The sequence below is a fragment of the uncultured Lacinutrix sp. genome (assembly GCF_947500605.1).
Taxonomy (GTDB): Bacteria; Bacteroidota; Bacteroidia; order Flavobacteriales; family Flavobacteriaceae; genus Lacinutrix.
In genome coordinates, this window is record NZ_CANMSJ010000005.1 from 80,483 (window position 1) to 99,826 (window position 19,344).

Consider the following 19,344-nt stretch of genomic DNA (forward strand, 5'->3'; position numbering starts at 1 on the left):
AGTATCGCGAAGAATCTCAAATATTTAATTTAAAAATATGAACAAACTAATAATTGTAATTCTAATCTTAGTCTCGAGTATCTCTTTTGCTCAAGACATCAATAAAAAGGATCCCGATGGTAACCGTCATGGTAAATGGAGTAAAAACTTTGAAGGCACAAAAGTATTACGCTACGAAGGTGAGTTTAATCACGGACAGGAAGTTGGTACTTTTAAGTTTTATAAAAACATAGATGGACAATCTGTGCTAACAGCAACAAGAACCTTTAATGAAAATAGTGATTTAGCTGATGTAAAGTTTTTCTCTTCAACTAAAAACTTAATTAGCGAAGGTAAAATGCGTGGTAAAACCTATGTTGGTAAATGGCTTTATTACCATAACAAATCTAAAGTTGTAATGACGGAGGAGTTATACGATAATAAAGGTAAGCTTGAAGGTTTAAAGAAAACCTTTTATTTAAGCGGCCAATTAGCACAGCAAGAAAATTTTGTATCGGGAATTGTAGAAGGAGAATCGCGTTGGTTTTCTGAATCTGGAAAAATATTAAAAATCTTTAATTACCAAAATGGTGAATTACACGGTCCTGCTAAGATATATAATGCTAAGGGTCTTATAGAAATGGAAGGTGTTTATCAGAAAGATAGACGACACGGTATTTGGAAGTTTTATAAAGATGGAAAGTTTGTTAAAGAAGAAGATTTTACAAGACGTAGTAAGAACCCTTATAAAAAACAATAAGGAGTTTTTTAAACGAGTTATATAAAAACAAAATCGCTTAGAAAAGGGCTTCTAAGCGATTTAAGTTTTAAACAAATAATATTTAAAATAGCTATCAATCTATTTTTTATACTATAATTACATAGGTAATAATACTTTGTTTATAGCGTGTATAACTCCATTTAAGGCTTGTACATCTACTGCTATAATTCCAATATCGGTATTTCCAGAACCATCTGTCATATCTGCTATATTGCCACCTGTTCCTGGTAATGTAACAGTAATGTTATCACCTTCAAGAGTTTGAGCCGTAGTATCTCCATTAGCATTTAAATCGCTAGATCTCACATTTGCTCCCGATATAACATGGTGTAATAATATATTAGTTAAAACAGCTTCATCACTTGGTACTGTAATAGCAGCAAAGGCATCATTAGTTGGTGCAAATACTGTAAAATTAGGATTAATACCATCTGCATTAATTTCTGTACGGGTAAGAATACTCGCAAAATCTGTAGCTGGTGTCAGGTTTGTTAAAGCTTCTTGTAAAGTATCAAAAGTTGGATCTGCAACGGCAAAAGTGGTTACGGTTGGTAAATCTATTACTTGGTCTACAATATGTACAATGCCATTTGTTGTACTAATATCTGCAGTGGTAACTGTTGCTCCTCCATTAAATTGTACGCCATTGTTTCCGTTCCAGAATAAGCTTAAATTACTATTATTAGGTCCACTTGCAAGAGTAGTAGTGTAACCTGTAGAATTTGCTAAAGCACTAGACTCAATATTAGAACCATCAATAACATGGTTTAATAAAATTTGAGTTAAAACATCATTTGGTACTTCTGCTAAAGAGTTAAAACCTTTTGCTGCTAAAAAATCAGTAAAAGCTTCATTTGTTGGAGCAAGTACTGTTCTTTCTCCAGATGAAGTTAGAGCTCCAACTAAGTCTGTTTGTATTACAGCTTCAACAAGAATACTTAAATTAGATGTTGCTTGAGCTGTTTCTACAATATTCATTGGTGGTGTTGTAGATACCATAACAGCATCATCATCGTCGCTACAAGACCAAAATAACGATACCATTAATAATACTAAGGGAAGTTTTCTTAAAATTTTCATAGTCAATAATTTTTGTTTGTTAATATTTTGTTTGATAAAAATAGAAAAAGATTAAACAAAATAATCTAAATATTTTGTTAAACTTTTCATTTTAAACGTTAAACAATCTATTTCAAGGACTTTCAAACGATGATTGTTAGTCATTAAAAAATTAATTTCTTGTATCTTTGCAGTCTAAAAAAAAGAATGAAATTCTTTAGGAGTTATATATGAAAAAAAGAGTAATTGTAGGGCTTTCAGGAGGTGTAGATTCTAGTGTTGCAGCTTATTTGTTAAAAGAACAAGGCTACGAAGTAATAGGTCTTTTTATGAAAAATTGGCATGACGATTCTGTAACCATTTCAGATGAGTGTCCATGGTTAGACGATAGTAACGATGCTATGTTGGTAGCCGAAAAATTAGGAATCCCTTTTCAAACCGTAGATTTAAGCGAGCAATACAAAGATCGTATTGTCGATTATATGTTTAATGAATATGAAAAAGGACGTACGCCAAATCCAGATGTACTTTGTAACAGAGAAATAAAATTTGATGTCTTCATGAAAATTGCTTTAGATCTTGGAGCAGATTATGTAGCAACAGGTCATTATTGCAGAAAAGGTGTTGTAGAGAAGGATGGAGAAGAAATCTTTCAATTATTAGCAGGACAAGATAATAATAAGGATCAGTCTTATTTCTTATGTCAGTTATCTCAAGAGCAATTAGCAAAAGCATTATTTCCTATTGGAGAGCTTCAAAAACCTGAGGTACGTGAAATTGCAGCAAAAGCAGATTTAATTACTGCAGATAAAAAAGATTCTCAAGGTTTATGTTTTATTGGTAAAGTACGCTTGCCAGATTTCCTTCAGCAGCAGCTAAAACCTAAAGAAGGTGTTATAGTAGAAATTCCTAAGGATAACGAGCATTATAATGAGGCTCGAAAGTCTTTCAGTTCTAAAATAGAAGAATTAGAGTACCTGTCTAGAAAAGCAGAATATGCTGTTACAGATGGAGAAATAGTTGGTAAGCATCAAGGTGCTCATTATTTTACTAAAGGTCAGCGAAAAGGCTTATCTGTTGGTGGTAAAGTGGAACCTTTATTTGTAATTGATACCGATGTAAAAGAAAATGTAATTTACACAGGACAAGGTAAAGGACATCCAGGATTATATAAAAAAGCATTATTTGTTTCTAATGAGGAGTTACATTGGGTAAGACCAGATTTAGCTTTACAAACAGGAGAGACTTTAAGTGTTTTAGCAAGAATTAGATACAGACAACCTTTAGATAATGCAACATTACATAAAGTAGAATCTGGTTTATATGTAGAGTTTGAAAATTTACAATCTGCAATTACCGAAGGTCAATTTGTTGCTTGGTATTTAGAAGACGAATTGGTTGGTTCTGGTGTAATTTCATAACTTTCACTACAAATATAAAGGACGAAGCGATTGATTCTAACAAAATTAAAAACATCTCGCTTATAGCTCCTTCCTCAGTTGAAGGAAGGTGGATTCAACTTTAATTAAAGTCGGATGATTTGAAGAAAAAAAGCAAAGGGATTTTTAATTTCTAATAGATTTTCAGTATTAAAAATCACGTTTAATTAAAAGATTCCTGCTTTCGCAGGAATGAAAAAAATAATACGTATGCAAAACAAAATAACAAAACTCTTTAATATAAAACATCCAATTATTCAAGCAGGAATGATTTGGAATTCGGGTTGGAAATTAGCTTCAGCCGCTAGTAATTCTGGAATTCTTGGTCTTATTGGCGCAGGAAGTATGTATCCAGATGTATTAAGAGAACACATTCAAAAATGTAAAAAAGCAACCGATAAACCTTTTGGTGTTAATGTGCCAATGCTATATCCTAATGTTCCTGAGATAATGGACATTATTGTAGAAGAAGGTGTAAAGGTTGTTTTTACTTCAGCAGGAAATCCTAAAACATGGACCAAGTGGTTACAAGATAAAGGCATTACTGTTGTACATGTTGTAAGTAGTGTAAAGTTTGCATTAAAAGCACAAGACGCAGGAGTAGATGCTATTGTTGCCGAAGGTTTTGAAGCTGGAGGACACAATGGTCGAGACGAAACAACTACGCTTACCTTAATACCAATGGTGAAGGAGCAATTGCAAATTCCGTTAATTGCAGCAGGTGGTATTGCTACAGGAAAAGCAATGTTAGCTTGTATGGTTTTAGGAGCTGATGGCGTACAAGTTGGTAGCCGTTTTGTTGCTAGCGAAGAATCAAGTGCACACCAAGCCTTTAAGCAAGTAGTTGTAGATGCTAAAGAAGGTGATACACAATTAACATTAAAAGAATTAGCGCCTGTACGTTTAGTTAAAAATAAGTTTTTTAACGAGTTACAAGAGCTTTATAAAACAGCTCCAACACCAGAGCAACTTAAAGAGTTGTTAGGTAGAGCGAGAGCAAAGCGTGGTATGTTTGAAGGTGATTTAGAAGATGGCGAATTAGAAATCGGACAAATTGCAGGGTTAATACATACTATTAAACCGGTTGCAGAAATAGTAGAAGAAATTGTTTTAGAGTTTGAAGCAGCAAAGGTTAATGCTGTTAATTTGTAAGCTATTAATTTTGTAGAGACTATTTTACTGAGTAATCACATTACTATAAAACTTCCTAATTAAAGGACGAAAATTATGAAAGAGAATAAAATGCTAAGTTATATTGAAAATGTACTAAGAAATATGCCAACCGATTGGTTGAGCTTAACAACACACAGATTAGATATCTACGATGAGTCTTTGGCAAAAACTGAGTTTTTAGAGCAGTTTGAGGGTTTATTTAACGATAATAATGCTGAAATATCAGCTTTAAGTAATTTACCAACGGCTTACGATTATATTAGATTAGGGCATCCATTATCTTGTGTATTAGAATGGGCCATTGCTAATTTAAACGGCTTAGAAGCTAATAGTGTAATCAGTTTTTCATCTCAAACAGTTCCTGTTTTATCTATTTTAAGAAAAAATCTTTTAGAGCATAAAAACACGCAAATTATTTACACTGGAGATTTGCCAACATATTTTAATGCTGAAATTTTAAAATCTGTTTACGGTTATAAATTCGAACTTAAAAAAGTTGAAAGCATAGATGAGGTTACTAAGTTTAATGGTAGCACAATTTATGTTTCTGAAGAAAACCAAATTGGTACTATTGCTCTTAATCCAAATGTTGATTTTTTCATCAGCCTTTATCCAGAACTTGGAAGTGTTTTAGTAGTCAATGGAATACAGAACGAAAATTATATTTCAGATATTCAACATGTAAGAAGAAGAGAAACTATTGCAATAACGCCTGCTAATGCACTTATAGCTTTAAAAGCATTAGTTACGCAATCTTCTATCGAGAATAAAAATAATGATAGAGCGGCAAACAAAACGTTAGTTTTAGATGCTATAAAAGAAGTTACAGGTACGGTTACAAAACCACTTGTAGCATCTAGCGGATTGTCTATACAGTACGCTATTTTAATGGGTTTAATTGATGACGCATTAGAAAACCATAAAGGAAAAGCTATAAAAATTGTAGTGCCTCCTAACTGTTATGGTGGTACAAATGACCAAGCAAGACGTGTTGCTGCTTGTGTTGATAATGTAGAGATTGTAGATTTATTAGTGGATGGTGATAACGATATGGTACAAAGTATCGATACTGTTTTAGCTAAAATAGCTCAAGAAGATGCGATACCTTATATTATTGCAGAGATACCAACAAACCCAAGAGTTGAAGTTCCAGATCTTATAAAACTAAAAGCGGTTTTAAGTGAAGAACGCAAAACGCCATCTGGAGCGATTGCTATTGATCCTGTGTTTATTTTAGATCAAACATTTTGTCCAAATGTTCACTTTTTAGGTGAAGACGATATCCTTTCTTCAGTAAGAACCATTTCATTTGCTAGTGGCTCTAAGTTTCCAAGTGGTGGAAAATGTACTGCTGGTTACTGTGTTGGTAACAAAAGGACGATTGCATTGATGGAGAAAATAGAATTGCATTTAGAACTTTGCGATAATGAAGCTACAGATTTGCAATATGAAATATTAGCAAAGCAATTGCCTTCAATGAATCAAAGAATTGTAGATGCTTATAAAAACACACGAGAGTTTGTAAACTTTATTCATAATGCTTTACCAGGTGCGAAAATTAATTTTGTATCTGAAGCATTAGCAGAACAAGGCTTTACACCTTCAGTTTTTTCATTAGATCTTCCAACAAAAGGAAATACAGATGAAGAAAGAGAGACTTATAAAAGAGCATTAAACTTAAAGTTAATCAATTTAATGATTACAGAAATCCCTAACGAGAGTAAGTTCTGTGTAAGTTATGGTCAACTAAAAGGATGCTATTGGACTATCCCAGCAACTTCTACTCAAGGTACAACTAAGGAAGGTGATAAGGATTATATTGTTCGTGCATCTTTGTCTTCAAATTTAGATTTAGAGCTTCATAAAAAGGTCTTCTTAAAATTTGTAGAAAGCATTTAATATCATAAATATTTAAATACATTTAATGGTGGTATTTTACTGGAAGGTAAATTTCCACCATTGTTTTTATATAAGCTTTTAGAGTGGTGTGCTTAGGTATAAATTAGCTGTTTCTTTAATTAAGGACGTTCGTTTGTATTGCTATAATTTCTTTGATATAAAATTCAGAAAAAATAAAATATACAAACCAAAACTAAGCATTACTTTTGTCAAATGGTATTGAGTAATTACACTAAAGAGTTTAAATACAACTGGCAACTAGCAGCACCTGTAATGTTAGGTATGCTTGGGCACACTTTTGTTAGTTTTATAGACAACATTATGGTTGGGCAATTGGGTACAGCAGAATTGGCAGCAGTATCATTAGGTAATAGTTTTATGTTTATTGCCATGTCTATAGGTATTGGTTTTAGTACGGCAATTACACCAATAGTTGCAGAATCTGATACCGCTAAAGACTTCGATAGTGGAAAATCGGCATTAAAGCACGGTATTTTTTTATGTTCGGTTTTAGGAGTTTTATTATTCCTGTTAGTACTTCTAGCAAAACCATTAATGTACTTAATGAAACAACCTATTGAGGTTGTAGAATTGGCTATTCCATATTTAAACTTAGTAGCGTTTTCTTTAATTCCGCTTATTATATTTCAAGCATTTAAACAGTTTAGTGATGGTTTGTCTATGACAAAGTATCCAATGTATGCTACCATTATAGGTAACTTAATAAATGTATTATTAAACTATTTATTGATTTTCGGGAAATTTGGTTTTCCAGAAATGGGAATGGTTGGTGCAGCTTACGGAACTTTAGTATCGCGTTTTGTTATGCTATGGTATTTGTGGTATTTATTAAAAAAAAGAGACAAGTCGAAAGCATTTGTTACCAACATAAAACTATTTGTTTTAGATAAGTTAATGCTTCGTAAAATTATAAGTTTAGGGACACCAAGTGCCATGCAAATGTTTTTTGAAGTCGCTATTTTTACAGCCGCTATTTGGCTAAGTGGCTTATTAGGTAAAAATCCTCAAGCAGCAAATCAAATTGCCTTAAACCTAAGCTCTATGACGTTTATGGTAGCTATGGGATTAAGTGTCGCGTCTATGATTAGAGTTGGTAACCAAAAAGGATTAAAACAGTACTTCGAGTTACGTCGTATTGCCTTTTCGTTATTTCTTTTAGGAGCCATTTTCGCGACTGGTTTTGCAATATTATTTGCATTATTTCATGACTACTTACCAAGAATTTATGTCGATTTTGACGATGTTGTAAATTTCGACGATAATATGGAAGTGGTATCAATAGCGTCTCAGTTATTATTGGCAGCAGCAATTTTTCAAATTAGTGATAGTATTCAAGTGGTTGTTTTAGGCGCTTTACGTGGTTTACAAGATGTTAAAATTCCAACGATAATGACATTTGTTGCCTATTGGTTAATAGGTTTTCCTATAAGTTGGTTTTTAGGTAAAGAGGACGCTTATGGTAGTTACGGTATTTGGTTAGGTTTGTTAGCAGGTTTAACTAGTGCATCCATTTTATTATACATTAGGTTTAACTATCTTACAAAAAAGCTAATAGCATCTGAAAACGAAAATAGTTAACTGTTTTAAAGTGTAAATACTGTCTTCTAATTGTTATTCCTGCGTAGGCAGGATTCCACAGTAAAAGAATAGTTATGAAAATAGATTCCAGCCTTCGCAGGAATGACAAAAAAATATAAAATAGATTCTTGTCTACGCAAGAATGACAAAAAAAGTTAATTTTGTCTAACGACGCAACAACAAACAATTAAAGAAATATTACAAATGACACTTCCAAAATTTATACTAGGCGATAATACCGATTTACCAAACGCTATTTTTGTAATCCATACAGAATTCCCAATGTTTATTATAAACCTTGAAGACGATGAGGTGGAATGGTTAGAAGACTTCGATCAGCACGACCAAAAAGAGCTTGAAATGGAAACTGAAAACATGATTGCAGAAGCCACTGCTTTTTACGATAGAGAAGTAGCACGCTACGACGAATAAGTTTACTGTAGTTAAAAGTTACATTTCTAGAGACGCAATAGTCTTTTTACAAAACAAAAATTAAAGTAAATGTTAGAGCAATTAATAGAATTTGATCACGAACTATTTTTATACTTAAACGGATTAGGAACCGAAACTTGGGATGGTTTATGGCTTGTAATTACTAACAAATTTACTTTTGCTCCATTTTATGCGGTCTTGTTATTTTTAATTTTTAAGAAATTCGGCTTAAAAGGCATGTTAGTAATGATCTTAGTTATTGTGTTAATGGTAACTTTTACAGATCAAATTACTAACCAATTTAAGTCTGGATTTAAACGATTTAGACCTTGCGGTCAAGAAGGTGTTATGGAGTACATGCGTTTTATAGCCGTGCGTTGTGGTAAGTACGGTTATTTTTCAGGACATGCTTCTAATACCATGGCAGCAGCAATATTTACAGGCTTATTATTAAGACCATTCTATAAAAACCTAATATTTATTTTAGTTACTTGGAGCCTTATTGTAGCCTACAGTAGAATTTATGTTGGTGTACATTATCCTTTAGATATTGCTTCAGGATTATTATTTGGTACGTTTTCAGGATTTATTTTCTATAAGTTAGCCAAGTATGTTTTAAAGCGAGCTTCTATTTCTTAGTCAGAATATAAAATACACTTTTTAAACGCGGATTGTTTTGGTTAGAGTTGCTGCCAAAACGATTTAAATCGTAAGTAGCCATTTCTTTTACCTCATAATTAGCTCTTATTTGAGCTTCATTTTCGGCACTCATTTCATACACAAGTATTCCAAATTTGTTTTCCTTCGGAAACGTATAACGGTCATTTTTATACTCAATTTCAGGAATACTGTTTCCGTAATCCCAAATGGTTTCTGGAGCGATATAATTAACAGCATATAAGTTAATATTACGCTGTTGGTTTTCTTCATTTAAATCAGAAATACTACTATAATCTTCATTTTCAAAAGCATTAGAAAGTGGTAATGCTAAAACAAAAACGGAAGCAAAAAAGAATACTGTAAGTAGAAATACGTTTTTAATGTTTTTCGCTTTTAGCTGAAGCAAAATAAATACACCAATAGTAAACAAAACTATGGAAGCGATAGTAAATCGTACTAAATGACTCTGTAGTTCAGCACTAAAAAGCATGAACATTACAATAGGAAAAGCAATACCAATAACGCCAATTAACCCAAAATTAAAATAAACAGGAAACGTCTCGCGCTTGTCTTTTAGTACTTTAAATTTTCGGATTAAATACTCTATATAAAAACCAATATTAAAAGCCAACGGAATTAAAACAGGTACTAAATAACGCGATTTTTTCATTGGCACTAAAGACAATAAAACTACTGCAGTAAGTGTCCAAACTAAACTAAATTTATAAGCTTTATAATGGCTCACACGCTTTTTTAAATAAGGATATAATAACGAAATAAAAGCAGGTATAGTCCAAATCCCAGTCTGTACAAAGAAACTCCAATAATAATAAAAAGGTCTAACGTTATAGCTTTTCCAAGTACCAGTTTCTTTGGCAACAGTACTGTTTAAAACGTTTGGATCTTTTAATTTAACATATAAATACCAAGAACCCCCAATAATTAATCCTAATACAATGGCACTTAAAAGCTGTGGTAGTTTTTGTTTAATTGCCTTGTATTTAAAACTAAACCGATAGGCAATTAAAAACGGAAGCAATAAAGCATATATAGAAATAGGTCCTTTTGCTAATATAGAAAGGCCTAAACAAATTCCTGTAAAAAGCGCATGTTTCCAACGGCTAACATCTTGTTTAAAAATGTTATAGAAATAGTAAATAGACACAAGCATAAAAGCGTGTGTAAAAATATCTGAAGGTGCTTCAAAAGTAATCCCAATAACATAAAAAGAAGTGATTAAAACCAAAGCATTAATCATACTATGTGTTCTGCTTTTTAAAATAGTTCTTGAAAAATAATACATAAAACTACCCGCAAGCATTACCATTAAAACGGCTGGTAATCGCATACCAAAAAGACTTTTTGTACCAAATAATATACCACCCAAAGCCGAAAACCAAGCTGGTAAAGGAGGTTTTTGGTAACGTGCAACGTTATTCATTGTGGTAAGTAACCAATGATCGTTGTTAAGCATTTCGCGAGCGGTAATAAAGTTTCTCGCTTCCATAATAGAAATCTGTAAAGTATCTAAATTTGGAAGTAACATAACCGCTACAAACAAACATATAAATAGTATGGGATAGTTTTTAAGCGCTTTAAACATTTTGATTTTTTAGAATAATTAAATTTCTAACGTAAATTACGGTCCCTAAAATATGACCTACAAAAAGCACAGGATCTTTTCTAAAGATAGCATAAGTTAAAATTAAAAGCGAACCTATTAAACTTAAAGCCCAAAAGCCAAAAGGGAGAGATGAACTTTTTTGTTTTTCAGAATACAACCACTGGTAAACAAAACGCAGTGTAAAAATAGTTTGAGAGACAATACCTAAAGTTAGTAGCCAATACGGGATGTCTTCATTTTTAAAGAAAACGTTTACATCTATTCTGTTATTATTAAAATAGAAAACAGTAATAAATAATGGCATAAATAGTAAGACGTAGCGTAAAACTACTGGTATTTTCTCCCACTGTTTTTGCAGTTGTAAATTTCTAATGTATATAAAATAGGTGAGTGCTTGACCAAGCATAATAGCAAAATCGTTGCGTAAATAACCGTAAATAAATAGGAGGAAAGACGCTATTAAACTTAAGGTCCAAAATAAAGTAGGTGTTACAACACGCTTTGTTTTTTCACTTGTAATCCATTGGATAATTAATCGCGACGAAAATAAAATTTGAGCTAAAAACCCAACGCTATATATTATCCAATCGCTCATTAACTCTTTTTAGCTACAGTATAATTAATATACTTTTTCTTCATCCATAAGTAAGCAAAACAATCCATTAAAGGACCAATTAACCTATTCCAAACGCCAAATTTAGCTTCTCCAGCAACGCGTGGAAAATGCTGCACAGGAATTTGTTTAATAGTTCCGTTTTGCAATAATATCATGGCAGGTAAAAAGCGGTGTAAACCTCTAAACATTGGAATACGTTTAGCAAAATCTGTTTTTATAACTTTTAGTGGGCAACCAGTATCGTCCATACCATCGTGTGTAAAACTTCTTCTAATACCGTTTGCAATTGTAGAACTCATGTTTTTTACAAAACTATCTTTTCTGTTTGCGCGAACACCAGTTACTAAATCGTGCGTTCCAATATGTTCTAAAAGTAAATTAAAATCGCTTGGTGCCGTTTGCAAATCGCTATCTATGTAACCCACCAATTCGGTGTCAGTATAATCGAAACCAGCTTTAACAGCAGCACTTAAGCCGCAATTTTCTTTAAAGGCAATAAAAGTAAATTCTGGATTTCTATTACAAATGTCTTCAATTAGTGTTTGGCTTTTGTCTTTAGAGCCATCGTTAACAAACAAAATTTTGGTAGTTTTTGTTGCTATTTTCGTGTAAGCTAAAAGCTCTTTTTCAACACGTAAAAGATTATCCTCTTCGTTATAAACAGGTACAACGATGGTAAATTGGTAAGTCATAAACAATATAATAATGTTACAAATGTATCGTTTTTTTAAGAATAGAAAATGAGTATCAAATAAAATATGTTACTTTGTAATTGTAGAACATAATATATGAAAATATTAGTAACCGGAGCAGCTGGATTTATTGGCTCTCATGCATGCGAAAGTTTAAAAAAGTTAGGGCACGATGTTATTGGCTTAGATAATTTTAATACCTATTACAATGTTGCGTTAAAGCAATTAAATGAGAAAGCACTTAATGGCAAAGGTATTAGTATTATTAATCAGGATTTAAGAGATAACGCTTTCGCGGAAATGCTCCCTAACGATATTCACTACATCTTTCATTTTGCAGCACAACCAGGACTTTCTACTTCATCTACATTTCAAGATTATTTTTCAAACAATATTATAGGTACTAATAATTTAATCGATTATGCCTTAACATTACCCAATTTAAAATTATTGGTTAATATAGGAACCTCTTCAATTTACGGATTAGAAGCTACTTTTCCTGAAACTTCAGTACCTAAACCAGCATCTTATTATGGTGTTACTAAATTAACGGCAGAGCAATTAGTGCTTCAAAAAAGTAGAGAAAATGTATTGCAATCGTGTTCATTACGTTTGTATTCTGTAATTGGCCCAAGAGAGCGTCCAGAAAAAATGTACACTAAATTAATTGCTTGCGCTTTTAATAATACACAGTTTCCTTTGTATAATGGTAGTGCTTCGCATTTAAGAAGTTTTACTTATGTTGGAGATATAGTAGATGGCATTGTAAGTGTTATTGGTAACGAAGCCAAAGTTAATGGAGAGATTATTAATCTTGGTACCGAAGTTGAACATACCACACAAGAAGGTATCGAAGCGGTAGAAACTATTATTGGTAAGTCTATACAAATAAACCATGTCGAAGCTAGAGCAGGAGATCAATTGCGTACTAAAGCGAATATTGATAAGGCTAGAGCGCTTTTAAATTACAACCCTAAAACTACATTGTTGGAAGGTGTGAAAGCGCAAGTGGAATGGTATGAGGCTAATTTTTTGTAGTTGACTTTATTTACAAGAGATTATTAATGTTTTTATAGAGTAGAATGAGTTACCTGCGCTAACCTCTCCTTTTGTAGTTAGTTGTGTAATTATGCAACTAAATTAGTAAAAGATTAAACAATTTTATCAGAAATAGGATTTTGTCAATAGCTTATATTTGTTGTAAAATGTTAAAAAAAAGCATTATATTTAACAAAATAAGTAAAATTTCGAAAAAACTATGATTAAATTCAAAAAGAACATGAGTGATTTTGATAGAGTTGTAAGATTTATAGTCTCTGTATTATTATTGTCATTGTTTTTTATTGGAGAAATTAGAGGTGTTTTTGGTGTTCTATTAATTATTGTTTCTTTTATGTTTTCTTTTGCTAGCATAACTGCTTTCTGCCCTTTTTATAAAAGCGTTAACTTTAAAACAAATAAATCAGACGACTACCTTTAATGCCAATTAAAGATTAAAATGAAGCATATAAAACGATATTGCTTTTTTTGCCGTTAATATGGTTTGGTGTACGCAATAGTTGTTCTTTGCTTTGATTAGAAGGCGTAAGTTCAAGTTTTCTTTCCGCTTTAAGTGTGTTTATTGATAAAGTAAAGGTGTTATTAAATTATAATCCTAAAACTACATTGTTGGAAGGTGTGAAAGCGCAAGTGGAATGGTATGAGGCTAATTTTTTGTAGTTGACTATAGGTATAAGAGGTAACAATAATTTTATTAATACCTCTTTAGAAAAAATAGAAAAGTAAAAAGTACAGTTTTTAGGCTGTGCTTTTTTATGGATTTTGGAAAGGTTCTTTTAATATTTCATCGATAAAAAATCGTTTCAATGTTTTTTATCATATGTTAAACGAAGTTAGTGGTTTTTTCTAACAAAGTCAAGTAGAATGGTAGCATTGCAAAGTGAACCATTTAACCTTAATTAGTTGTTATTTCAATTCTTTTTTTCTCTTAATATTTTGTTCTTAAAGATATTTATTGATAAACTACTGCTGCTTTCGTTATTTAGTGATAAACTTAATCAGATTTCCATTCACAAGCATAGCTCCATTTCTGATTTCATTTATCGTTTGATATTCCTTATAATGCTTTCCTTGATTTTTAAATATTTGCTTAATTACTTTTCCGGTTACAATTGATAAAATCTCCTCAACTAATTCGTTAAATTCTTTTATTGATTTTTCAAGGTCATAATTTTCAAAATCTTTCTGATTTCTTAAGAGGCGAATTTTTCCACATTCTAATTCAGGTCTTGAAATTTCATAAACATCAAATTTGTGTTCAGAGTCGTCTCTAGTAGATAGAAAGTTTGCTGAATGTGCTCCAATTTTATTTCGGATAATTATAAGTTCAGATTCAGATAGCTTTTTTTTAAATTCTTTTTTTTTTCTATTTTATGTATTTCTAATAAGTTTTCTACAGCCAATTTCTGCTGATATGTTGCATTTAAAAGTCCATATAATCTTAAGTACCTTTCTCCAACATCTCTGTGTCTTGACGGTCCTTGTAAATCAAATTCTTTAAAAGAGTTTTTAGCAAATTCGGTATCATCAATAACATAGAATGCATTTAATAAAATATTCCATCCAAACTTTTTTTCAAATCCATAAAAAATTTTAACATCATTTCTGAAAGTTGTTTCGCAATTTGCGCCATCCCATTTTAATGAGAAATTACTCAAAATTTCTTTTTGAAGATTATTATACTTTTCAATGATAGTTTCCATTTTCATTTAATGAAGCACAATATTTCATTTATAAAAAATTGTATCAATGTTTTTTATCATGTGCTAAACGAAGTTAGTGGTTTTTTCTGATAAAGTAAAGCAAAACAAAAGCTTAGTAAAGAGACCAATTTAATAAATCCTATTACATAACAAAAAACCAAAACTACTTATCAATAACCAATTTTGATAACGCTTCAGGATAACCTCTATCTACTGCAAACTTTCCTGCTAAAGTATCAATGTCTGTTTTCGAGATGCTTTTTAATAAAGCAGTAGGTAATTCCTTTAATGGTTTTTCTACAATACCTTCCTCAATAATTTTTTCTAAAATTTGGTTTGCAACCGTTAATGCAGAAGAGGCCTTTATAATTTCGCTACGTGCATAAAACTTACTCGGAAAATGAACTTCTCCAACTCTTAAACTTGGGTCGTCACCAAAAATTTGTTGCGCACCATATAATGGAGGTCCACCAACAGTAGCGCTTGTAAATGAAGGTACAAATTTACCCACAAAAGCAATAGCGTTGTTAGTTCTTGTTTCTATATCATTTTGAGTCCAAGCACGAGACAGTTTTTGTTCAATTTCAGAATTAAACTCAGGTTGGGCATCATCGGTTTTAGATTGTACTATACCATCATTAAATAGTGTAATATCGTTTGTCATACCATGAATTTGGTAATAATCATCGCGGTAAGGAGTAAGTTGTGCCATACCATGTGGTGTACCACGTTCTCCATGAAAAATTAACTCTGGAATTAACCCAGAAATAGGCTGCCATTTTGAAACATAAGCAGCTTTAAACTCAATTAAACGTTCAGATTTTAAATGCAAAGAATTATCTATTTCTCCTGTTTTAAACCCAGAAGAATTTACTAAGTATTTAACCTTGTAAATGTTGTCTTTAGTATGTATTTCCCAATTATAATCTAATTTTTTAGATCTAACATCTTTAATATCTGTAACAAAAGTATTTGTTTTTAAATTAGAATCTTTAGAGCTGTTTAAGGCTAATTGTGCTTGTGCTCCTAATCTAAAAAAATTCCATCCGTATTCTTGAACTAAAATTACAGGCGTTTTTAAAAGGTTATAATCTATTAATTTAATAGCGTTGCACATCCATTCGTCTGCTGTATTTGGGACGGCAGTTGTAGGTTGTTTGGCTAAATTTTGTAAGTCTGCTTTATTATAAAGTTTATAATAGTTTTCTGGAGCACCAAGAATTTCATTTTCGGGATCTTCAGCAATTAATATTTTATAATAATCCACCAACATATCTAGTCGGTTTTCAATTTGAGAAACGGCGTATTTTTCAGTTTTAGGAATACTTATAAATGTAGGTCTTTCGTCAATAGACTGCGGGAATAGTCGCGCCATTTCTATCGATTGTTTTAAGAGGATTCTACATTGCTCATCCGAAATATCTGGATACAAATTTCCTCCAGCATGTAAATGGCAAAATGGCGGACCATTTACCACGCTTTCTTCTTTTTCAAATAAAATATTATCTATTCCATATTCGGATAGCTTCAAGGCGATTACAACTCCTGAAACACCACCTCCTATAATACCTACATCGTGTTTAATAGTCATACTAAAAAAGGGCTTCTAAATCTGTGAAATTATCAACTACCGTAGTAGGATTGTAATCGGCAATATTTTCGTTGTAATTATAACCATAACTTACTCCAATACTTTCCATATTTGCGTTTTGCGCTGCAAGAATATCATTTTTAGAGTCGCCAACCATAATACAGTTTGCAATAGCGACTTCTTGTGTTTTTGCTAAATGTAAAAGCGGCGCTGCATCTGGTTTTTTTGTAGTTAAAGAATCTTCTCCAATCCAAGATTTAAAAAGATGTTTTATCTCTAGTTTTTCTAAAATAGGAGCAATAAAACTGTATGGTTTATTCGTGCAAATTACCATTTTATAACCTTTTTTCTCCAGTTTGGTTAAGGTATCGAAAACACCAGGATACATAAAAGTTTTATCGCAAGTTACTGCTGTATATGCCGAAAAATACACTGTAAATGCTTCTTCTAAAAAAGCATCTGTAAGCTCTTTATTTGGTAGTGCCTTTTTTAAAGCACGTTTTACAAGTGGCATTGCGCCGTTACCAATAAAAGGAGTGACTTCTTCTATTGTTAATGGTGATGCATTATAGTGTAATAGCATTTTATTAACAGCTAAAGTTAAATCGGGAATGCTATTAATTAGCGTGCCGTCAAAATCGAATATAATCAGTTTTTTATTTTTAAAATCCACAGATATTTATTTTCAAACAAAGATGCGGAAGTTTTTATTAAATAGTAAGAAATTACTATGTTTTTAGTGAAGGTTATTGTTATTGTATTCGTGTTTTAAATTGAAAAAAAGATTTTTTTTAATTGCAACCTCTAGGTTTATCACTTTGGTGAAGTGCAACCTCTGAATGTAAAAATTTTGCAGCTTTAGCAGAATCTATTACTTTAGAAGCACTACGTTTTAACATTTCTGTTTCAAAATGAGTTAATACACTTTTTCGTATTCCTGCTGTTTTCCATTGCGATAATGGTCGGCATTCTTTTGTAATAAGTCTAGCAAGCGCTAAAGCATCTAATAAAGCTTGGTTTGCACCTTGACCTTTAAACGGACTCATAGGATGGGCAGCATCTCCAATAAGTGTTACTTGTTCGCCTTGTTCTAATACTTCTTGTTTAAGTAATTGACGGTCGTAAACTGGATAGCCTGAAATTTCAGATTCTAATGTTGCTGCTAAAATTTGAGGAATAGGGCTGTGCCATTGTGTTCTATTACAGGCTTCTTCTTTTAATGCTTTTGGTCCTTGAGCGCTTAATGCTTTAGCTTCCTTTTCTAACATAGGAAAACTAAGTTGCCACATTATTGCGTTAGAGGAGTAAGGCATCATGTAAATACGTTCGTTGCCATTGGCAGTTTGAAAAACGGTTTCGGAATCTAACAACGGACTTTCGATACCTTCTAAGGCTGCTAAAGGACAAATGCCTAATATTACAATGCAGTCTAAGTAACGTAAAGGTGTTTTATCTTCTCCAATAAGTAGGTTTCTTAAAGTACTTCTAATGCCATCTGCACCAACGACAAGGTCTGCTTTTGTGTTTTTTATTTCTCCGTTAACATTAAAACTTAAATTAACGCCTTCATTTTTTGAAGCTTTAAAATCTATTAATTGGTGTTGCCATTGCACAGCGTTATGTTCTCCAAGTTGCTCAAGTAAAGCTAAGCGTAAAGATTGCCTTGCAATGTGAATATTTGAAGGTTTCGAATTTGTTTTGGCTTCTTCGGGCATCCATTTTCGCATTCCCCATTCACCAATTACTTTGCCACTGGTAGTATGTACAATGTGTTTTGTAGAAACGATGCCTTCTTTTAACGATAAAATACCGAATCCTTTAATGGCTTTACTCGCTTGCTGCAAAGTTAAACCGTAGCCTTGAGATCTAGAATCGAAGCTTTTATCTCTCTCGTAAAGTGTAAAAGGAATGCCACGATGTAAACAAGCTACAGCCAAAGCAACTCCGCCAATACCACCACCAATAATAGCAATGTGCGGATAGTTTTCGTTATCCGGATTTGGATGCTTTACAGAAGGAATTAATCCAGAACCAGAACATTTTAAACAAGAATATAACGGACGCTTAGGAGGAACAGGAGTAATGCCTTGTGCATTTGTTTTTTTATAATCTTCAAGTGCAACCTGGTAGCGCAATTTCACTTTCTTGCTTAGCTTTCGGCTTTTTTTGCCATGACCTTTACATTCTTGACAAATGGTCCAGTTAGTCATTTCGTTTTCTGCCTTTTTCACTGTTTTTTACTTTTTATTAATAAGAAAAAAATCAACTGTAATTGATGGTTGCTTTTTTATAATATTTTGTTCTTGAATGCTAATAATAGAGACCAATAAGTGGTTCTAGTTTTTTTGAAAACTGTAATTTATTTTTTAATTTTGTATAACAAAAATATTAAATTTTATAATTATGAAAAAGACTGTGTTATTTACGTTTTTAATGTTCTTATTATCGGTATCTATTTACGCTCAAAGCAATACTTCTAATGTTGCCATTGGCGATGTTTTTGTTATTGGCGAAGCTAACGATAATTACAATCACATAAATTTCCCAAAGGCTAATTTTATTATTAAAAAAGGTGGTATTGTTAGTTATAAGAATATTGTAGGAGAAAAAGTTGAAGTTACTTCTGTTAAAGAGGATAAAGATGGACAGTTGATTGCAACAATTAAATTAGCTTCTAAAAAGAAGTTTTTTAATAGCCATAAATATGTAACTGTAGTTGTTGATAAAGCAATTGAGACTAAGGAGCTGGTGAAAATTTAAATAGCCTTTAAAATCATCAACTAATATTTAAAAGAGAACAGTATTAATATCATTCAAAGCAAAGCGAAGAATCTATTATTTTAAATATTAGTTCAATCTTGATTTATTAGTATTTCTGTCATTCAGAGCAAAGCGAAGAATCTACTGTTTTATATATTAGTTTAATCTTGATTTATTAGTATTTCTGTCATTCAGAGCAAAGCGAAGAATCTACTATTTTAAATATTAGTTTAATCTTGATTTATTAGTATTTCCGTCATTCAGAGCAAAGCGAAGAA

Annotated in this window: 18 protein-coding genes; 10 read left to right on the top strand and 8 right to left on the bottom strand. The window is 31.9% G+C overall.

The window, feature by feature from the left end; translation table 11 throughout:
• Positions 1–37 precede the first annotated feature (37 nt).
• The gene (locus tag Q0935_RS08930) at positions 38–739 is read left to right on the top strand and encodes a toxin-antitoxin system YwqK family antitoxin (RefSeq protein WP_299384901.1); all 702 of its coding nucleotides are present in this window, start codon (positions 38–40) and stop codon (positions 737–739) included.
• A gap of 117 nt (positions 740–856) precedes the next feature.
• On the opposite strand, the gene Q0935_RS08935 is transcribed toward Q0935_RS08930, so the two are convergent.
• Positions 857–1,840 (bottom strand): fasciclin domain-containing protein, encoded by a 984-nt coding sequence (locus Q0935_RS08935; protein WP_299384906.1) that lies wholly within the window; start codon positions 1,838–1,840, stop codon positions 857–859.
• A 209-nt stretch (positions 1,841–2,049) separates the two neighbouring features.
• On the opposite strand from Q0935_RS08935, the gene mnmA reads away from it, so the two are divergent.
• The 6 genes from mnmA to Q0935_RS08965 all read left to right on the top strand — a co-directional run bounded on the left by mnmA (position 2,050) and on the right by Q0935_RS08965 (position 9,000).
• Entirely contained in the window at positions 2,050–3,240 is a 1,191-nt protein-coding gene (gene mnmA, locus Q0935_RS08940; RefSeq protein ID WP_299384909.1) for a tRNA 2-thiouridine(34) synthase MnmA, read from the top strand.
• Between the two features lie 228 nt (positions 3,241–3,468).
• Positions 3,469–4,410, top strand: coding sequence for a nitronate monooxygenase (locus tag Q0935_RS08945; protein WP_299384913.1), 942 nt, complete (start codon positions 3,469–3,471; stop codon positions 4,408–4,410).
• A gap of 75 nt (positions 4,411–4,485) precedes the next feature.
• Positions 4,486–6,330, top strand: coding sequence for a cystathionine beta-synthase (locus tag Q0935_RS08950; RefSeq protein WP_299384917.1), 1,845 nt, complete (start codon positions 4,486–4,488; stop codon positions 6,328–6,330).
• A 213-nt stretch (positions 6,331–6,543) separates the two neighbouring features.
• Positions 6,544–7,929 carry an MATE family efflux transporter gene (locus Q0935_RS08955; RefSeq protein ID WP_299384922.1) on the top strand — a complete coding sequence of 462 codons (1,386 nt, stop codon included), beginning with the start codon at positions 6,544–6,546 and terminating at the stop codon, positions 7,927–7,929.
• Positions 7,930–8,133: 204 nt separating this feature from the next.
• Positions 8,134–8,361, top strand: a complete 228-nt coding sequence (locus Q0935_RS08960; RefSeq protein WP_055435428.1) for a hypothetical protein — start codon at positions 8,134–8,136, stop codon at positions 8,359–8,361.
• A gap of 69 nt (positions 8,362–8,430) precedes the next feature.
• Positions 8,431–9,000 (top strand): phosphatase PAP2 family protein, encoded by a 570-nt coding sequence (locus tag Q0935_RS08965; RefSeq protein ID WP_299384926.1) that lies wholly within the window; start codon positions 8,431–8,433, stop codon positions 8,998–9,000.
• Here Q0935_RS08965 and Q0935_RS08970 read toward each other — a convergent pair.
• From Q0935_RS08970 to Q0935_RS08980, 3 genes are read right to left on the bottom strand one after another with little or no spacing between them, the layout of a single operon-like run.
• Positions 8,990–10,624, bottom strand: coding sequence for a phospholipid carrier-dependent glycosyltransferase (locus Q0935_RS08970; RefSeq protein WP_299384930.1), 1,635 nt, complete (start codon positions 10,622–10,624; stop codon positions 8,990–8,992). The two genes, Q0935_RS08965 and Q0935_RS08970, sit on opposite strands and share 11 nt — an antisense overlap.
• Positions 10,617–11,240 carry a lipid-A-disaccharide synthase N-terminal domain-containing protein gene (locus Q0935_RS08975; protein ID WP_055435425.1) on the bottom strand — a complete coding sequence of 208 codons (624 nt, stop codon included), beginning with the start codon at positions 11,238–11,240 and terminating at the stop codon, positions 10,617–10,619. The genes Q0935_RS08970 and Q0935_RS08975 overlap by 8 nt, the downstream gene beginning before the upstream one ends.
• The gene (locus tag Q0935_RS08980; RefSeq protein ID WP_299384935.1) at positions 11,240–11,953 is read right to left on the bottom strand and encodes a glycosyltransferase family 2 protein; all 714 of its coding nucleotides are present in this window, start codon (positions 11,951–11,953) and stop codon (positions 11,240–11,242) included. The genes Q0935_RS08975 and Q0935_RS08980 overlap by 1 nt, the downstream gene beginning before the upstream one ends.
• Positions 11,954–12,049: 96 nt before the next feature.
• On the opposite strand from Q0935_RS08980, the gene Q0935_RS08985 reads away from it, so the two are divergent.
• Both Q0935_RS08985 and Q0935_RS08990 read left to right on the top strand, forming a co-directional pair.
• On the top strand, positions 12,050–12,991 hold the full coding sequence (locus Q0935_RS08985) for an NAD(P)-dependent oxidoreductase (RefSeq protein ID WP_299384938.1): 942 nt from the start codon (positions 12,050–12,052) through the stop codon (positions 12,989–12,991).
• A gap of 220 nt (positions 12,992–13,211) precedes the next feature.
• Positions 13,212–13,433: a DUF2892 domain-containing protein gene (locus Q0935_RS08990; RefSeq protein ID WP_299384943.1), complete on the top strand. Its 222-nt coding sequence runs from the start codon at positions 13,212–13,214 to the stop codon at positions 13,431–13,433.
• An 898-nt stretch (positions 13,434–14,331) separates the two neighbouring features.
• Here the strand turns inward: Q0935_RS08990 and Q0935_RS08995 are convergent.
• The 4 genes from Q0935_RS08995 to Q0935_RS09010 form a co-directional block, all read right to left on the bottom strand.
• A complete protein-coding gene (locus Q0935_RS08995) occupies positions 14,332–14,721 on the bottom strand; it encodes a hypothetical protein (RefSeq protein WP_299384947.1) in 390 nt (129 codons plus the stop codon).
• Positions 14,722–14,878: 157 nt separating this feature from the next.
• On the bottom strand, positions 14,879–16,306 hold the full coding sequence (locus Q0935_RS09000; RefSeq protein WP_299384949.1) for an FAD-dependent oxidoreductase: 1,428 nt from the start codon (positions 16,304–16,306) through the stop codon (positions 14,879–14,881).
• Between the two features lies 1 nt (position 16,307).
• On the bottom strand, positions 16,308–16,979 hold the full coding sequence (locus tag Q0935_RS09005; RefSeq protein ID WP_299384952.1) for a phosphoglycolate phosphatase: 672 nt from the start codon (positions 16,977–16,979) through the stop codon (positions 16,308–16,310).
• A gap of 118 nt (positions 16,980–17,097) precedes the next feature.
• The gene (locus Q0935_RS09010; protein ID WP_299384954.1) at positions 17,098–18,537 is read right to left on the bottom strand and encodes an FAD-dependent monooxygenase; all 1,440 of its coding nucleotides are present in this window, start codon (positions 18,535–18,537) and stop codon (positions 17,098–17,100) included.
• A 172-nt stretch (positions 18,538–18,709) separates the two neighbouring features.
• Here Q0935_RS09010 and Q0935_RS09015 point away from each other — a divergent pair, with 172 nt between their 5' ends.
• Entirely contained in the window at positions 18,710–19,066 is a 357-nt protein-coding gene (locus tag Q0935_RS09015) for a dihydroorotase (RefSeq protein WP_299384958.1), read from the top strand.
• The last annotated feature ends 278 nt before the right edge of the window (positions 19,067–19,344 follow it).

What these genes read in the sequence shown, in the direction of transcription:
- Q0935_RS08930 (WP_299384901.1), top strand. Translation starts at nt 38, where the DNA reads ATGAACAAACTAATAATTGTAATTCTAATCTTAGTCTCGAGTATCTCT.
- Q0935_RS08935 (WP_299384906.1), bottom strand. Translation starts at nt 1,840, where the DNA reads ATGAAAATTTTAAGAAAACTTCCCTTAGTATTATTAATGGTATCGTTA.
- mnmA (WP_299384909.1), top strand. Translation starts at nt 2,050, where the DNA reads ATGAAAAAAAGAGTAATTGTAGGGCTTTCAGGAGGTGTAGATTCTAGT.
- Q0935_RS08945 (WP_299384913.1), top strand. Translation starts at nt 3,469, where the DNA reads ATGCAAAACAAAATAACAAAACTCTTTAATATAAAACATCCAATTATT.
- Q0935_RS08950 (WP_299384917.1), top strand. Translation starts at nt 4,486, where the DNA reads ATGAAAGAGAATAAAATGCTAAGTTATATTGAAAATGTACTAAGAAAT.
- Q0935_RS08955 (WP_299384922.1), top strand. Translation starts at nt 6,544, where the DNA reads ATGGTATTGAGTAATTACACTAAAGAGTTTAAATACAACTGGCAACTA.
- Q0935_RS08960 (WP_055435428.1), top strand. Translation starts at nt 8,134, where the DNA reads ATGACACTTCCAAAATTTATACTAGGCGATAATACCGATTTACCAAAC.
- Q0935_RS08965 (WP_299384926.1), top strand. Translation starts at nt 8,431, where the DNA reads ATGTTAGAGCAATTAATAGAATTTGATCACGAACTATTTTTATACTTA.
- Q0935_RS08970 (WP_299384930.1), bottom strand. Translation starts at nt 10,624, where the DNA reads ATGTTTAAAGCGCTTAAAAACTATCCCATACTATTTATATGTTTGTTT.
- Q0935_RS08975 (WP_055435425.1), bottom strand. Translation starts at nt 11,240, where the DNA reads ATGAGCGATTGGATAATATATAGCGTTGGGTTTTTAGCTCAAATTTTA.
- Q0935_RS08980 (WP_299384935.1), bottom strand. Translation starts at nt 11,953, where the DNA reads ATGACTTACCAATTTACCATCGTTGTACCTGTTTATAACGAAGAGGAT.
- Q0935_RS08985 (WP_299384938.1), top strand. Translation starts at nt 12,050, where the DNA reads ATGAAAATATTAGTAACCGGAGCAGCTGGATTTATTGGCTCTCATGCA.
- Q0935_RS08990 (WP_299384943.1), top strand. Translation starts at nt 13,212, where the DNA reads ATGATTAAATTCAAAAAGAACATGAGTGATTTTGATAGAGTTGTAAGA.
- Q0935_RS08995 (WP_299384947.1), bottom strand. Translation starts at nt 14,721, where the DNA reads ATGAAAATGGAAACTATCATTGAAAAGTATAATAATCTTCAAAAAGAA.
- Q0935_RS09000 (WP_299384949.1), bottom strand. Translation starts at nt 16,306, where the DNA reads ATGACTATTAAACACGATGTAGGTATTATAGGAGGTGGTGTTTCAGGA.
- Q0935_RS09015 (WP_299384958.1), top strand. Translation starts at nt 18,710, where the DNA reads ATGAAAAAGACTGTGTTATTTACGTTTTTAATGTTCTTATTATCGGTA.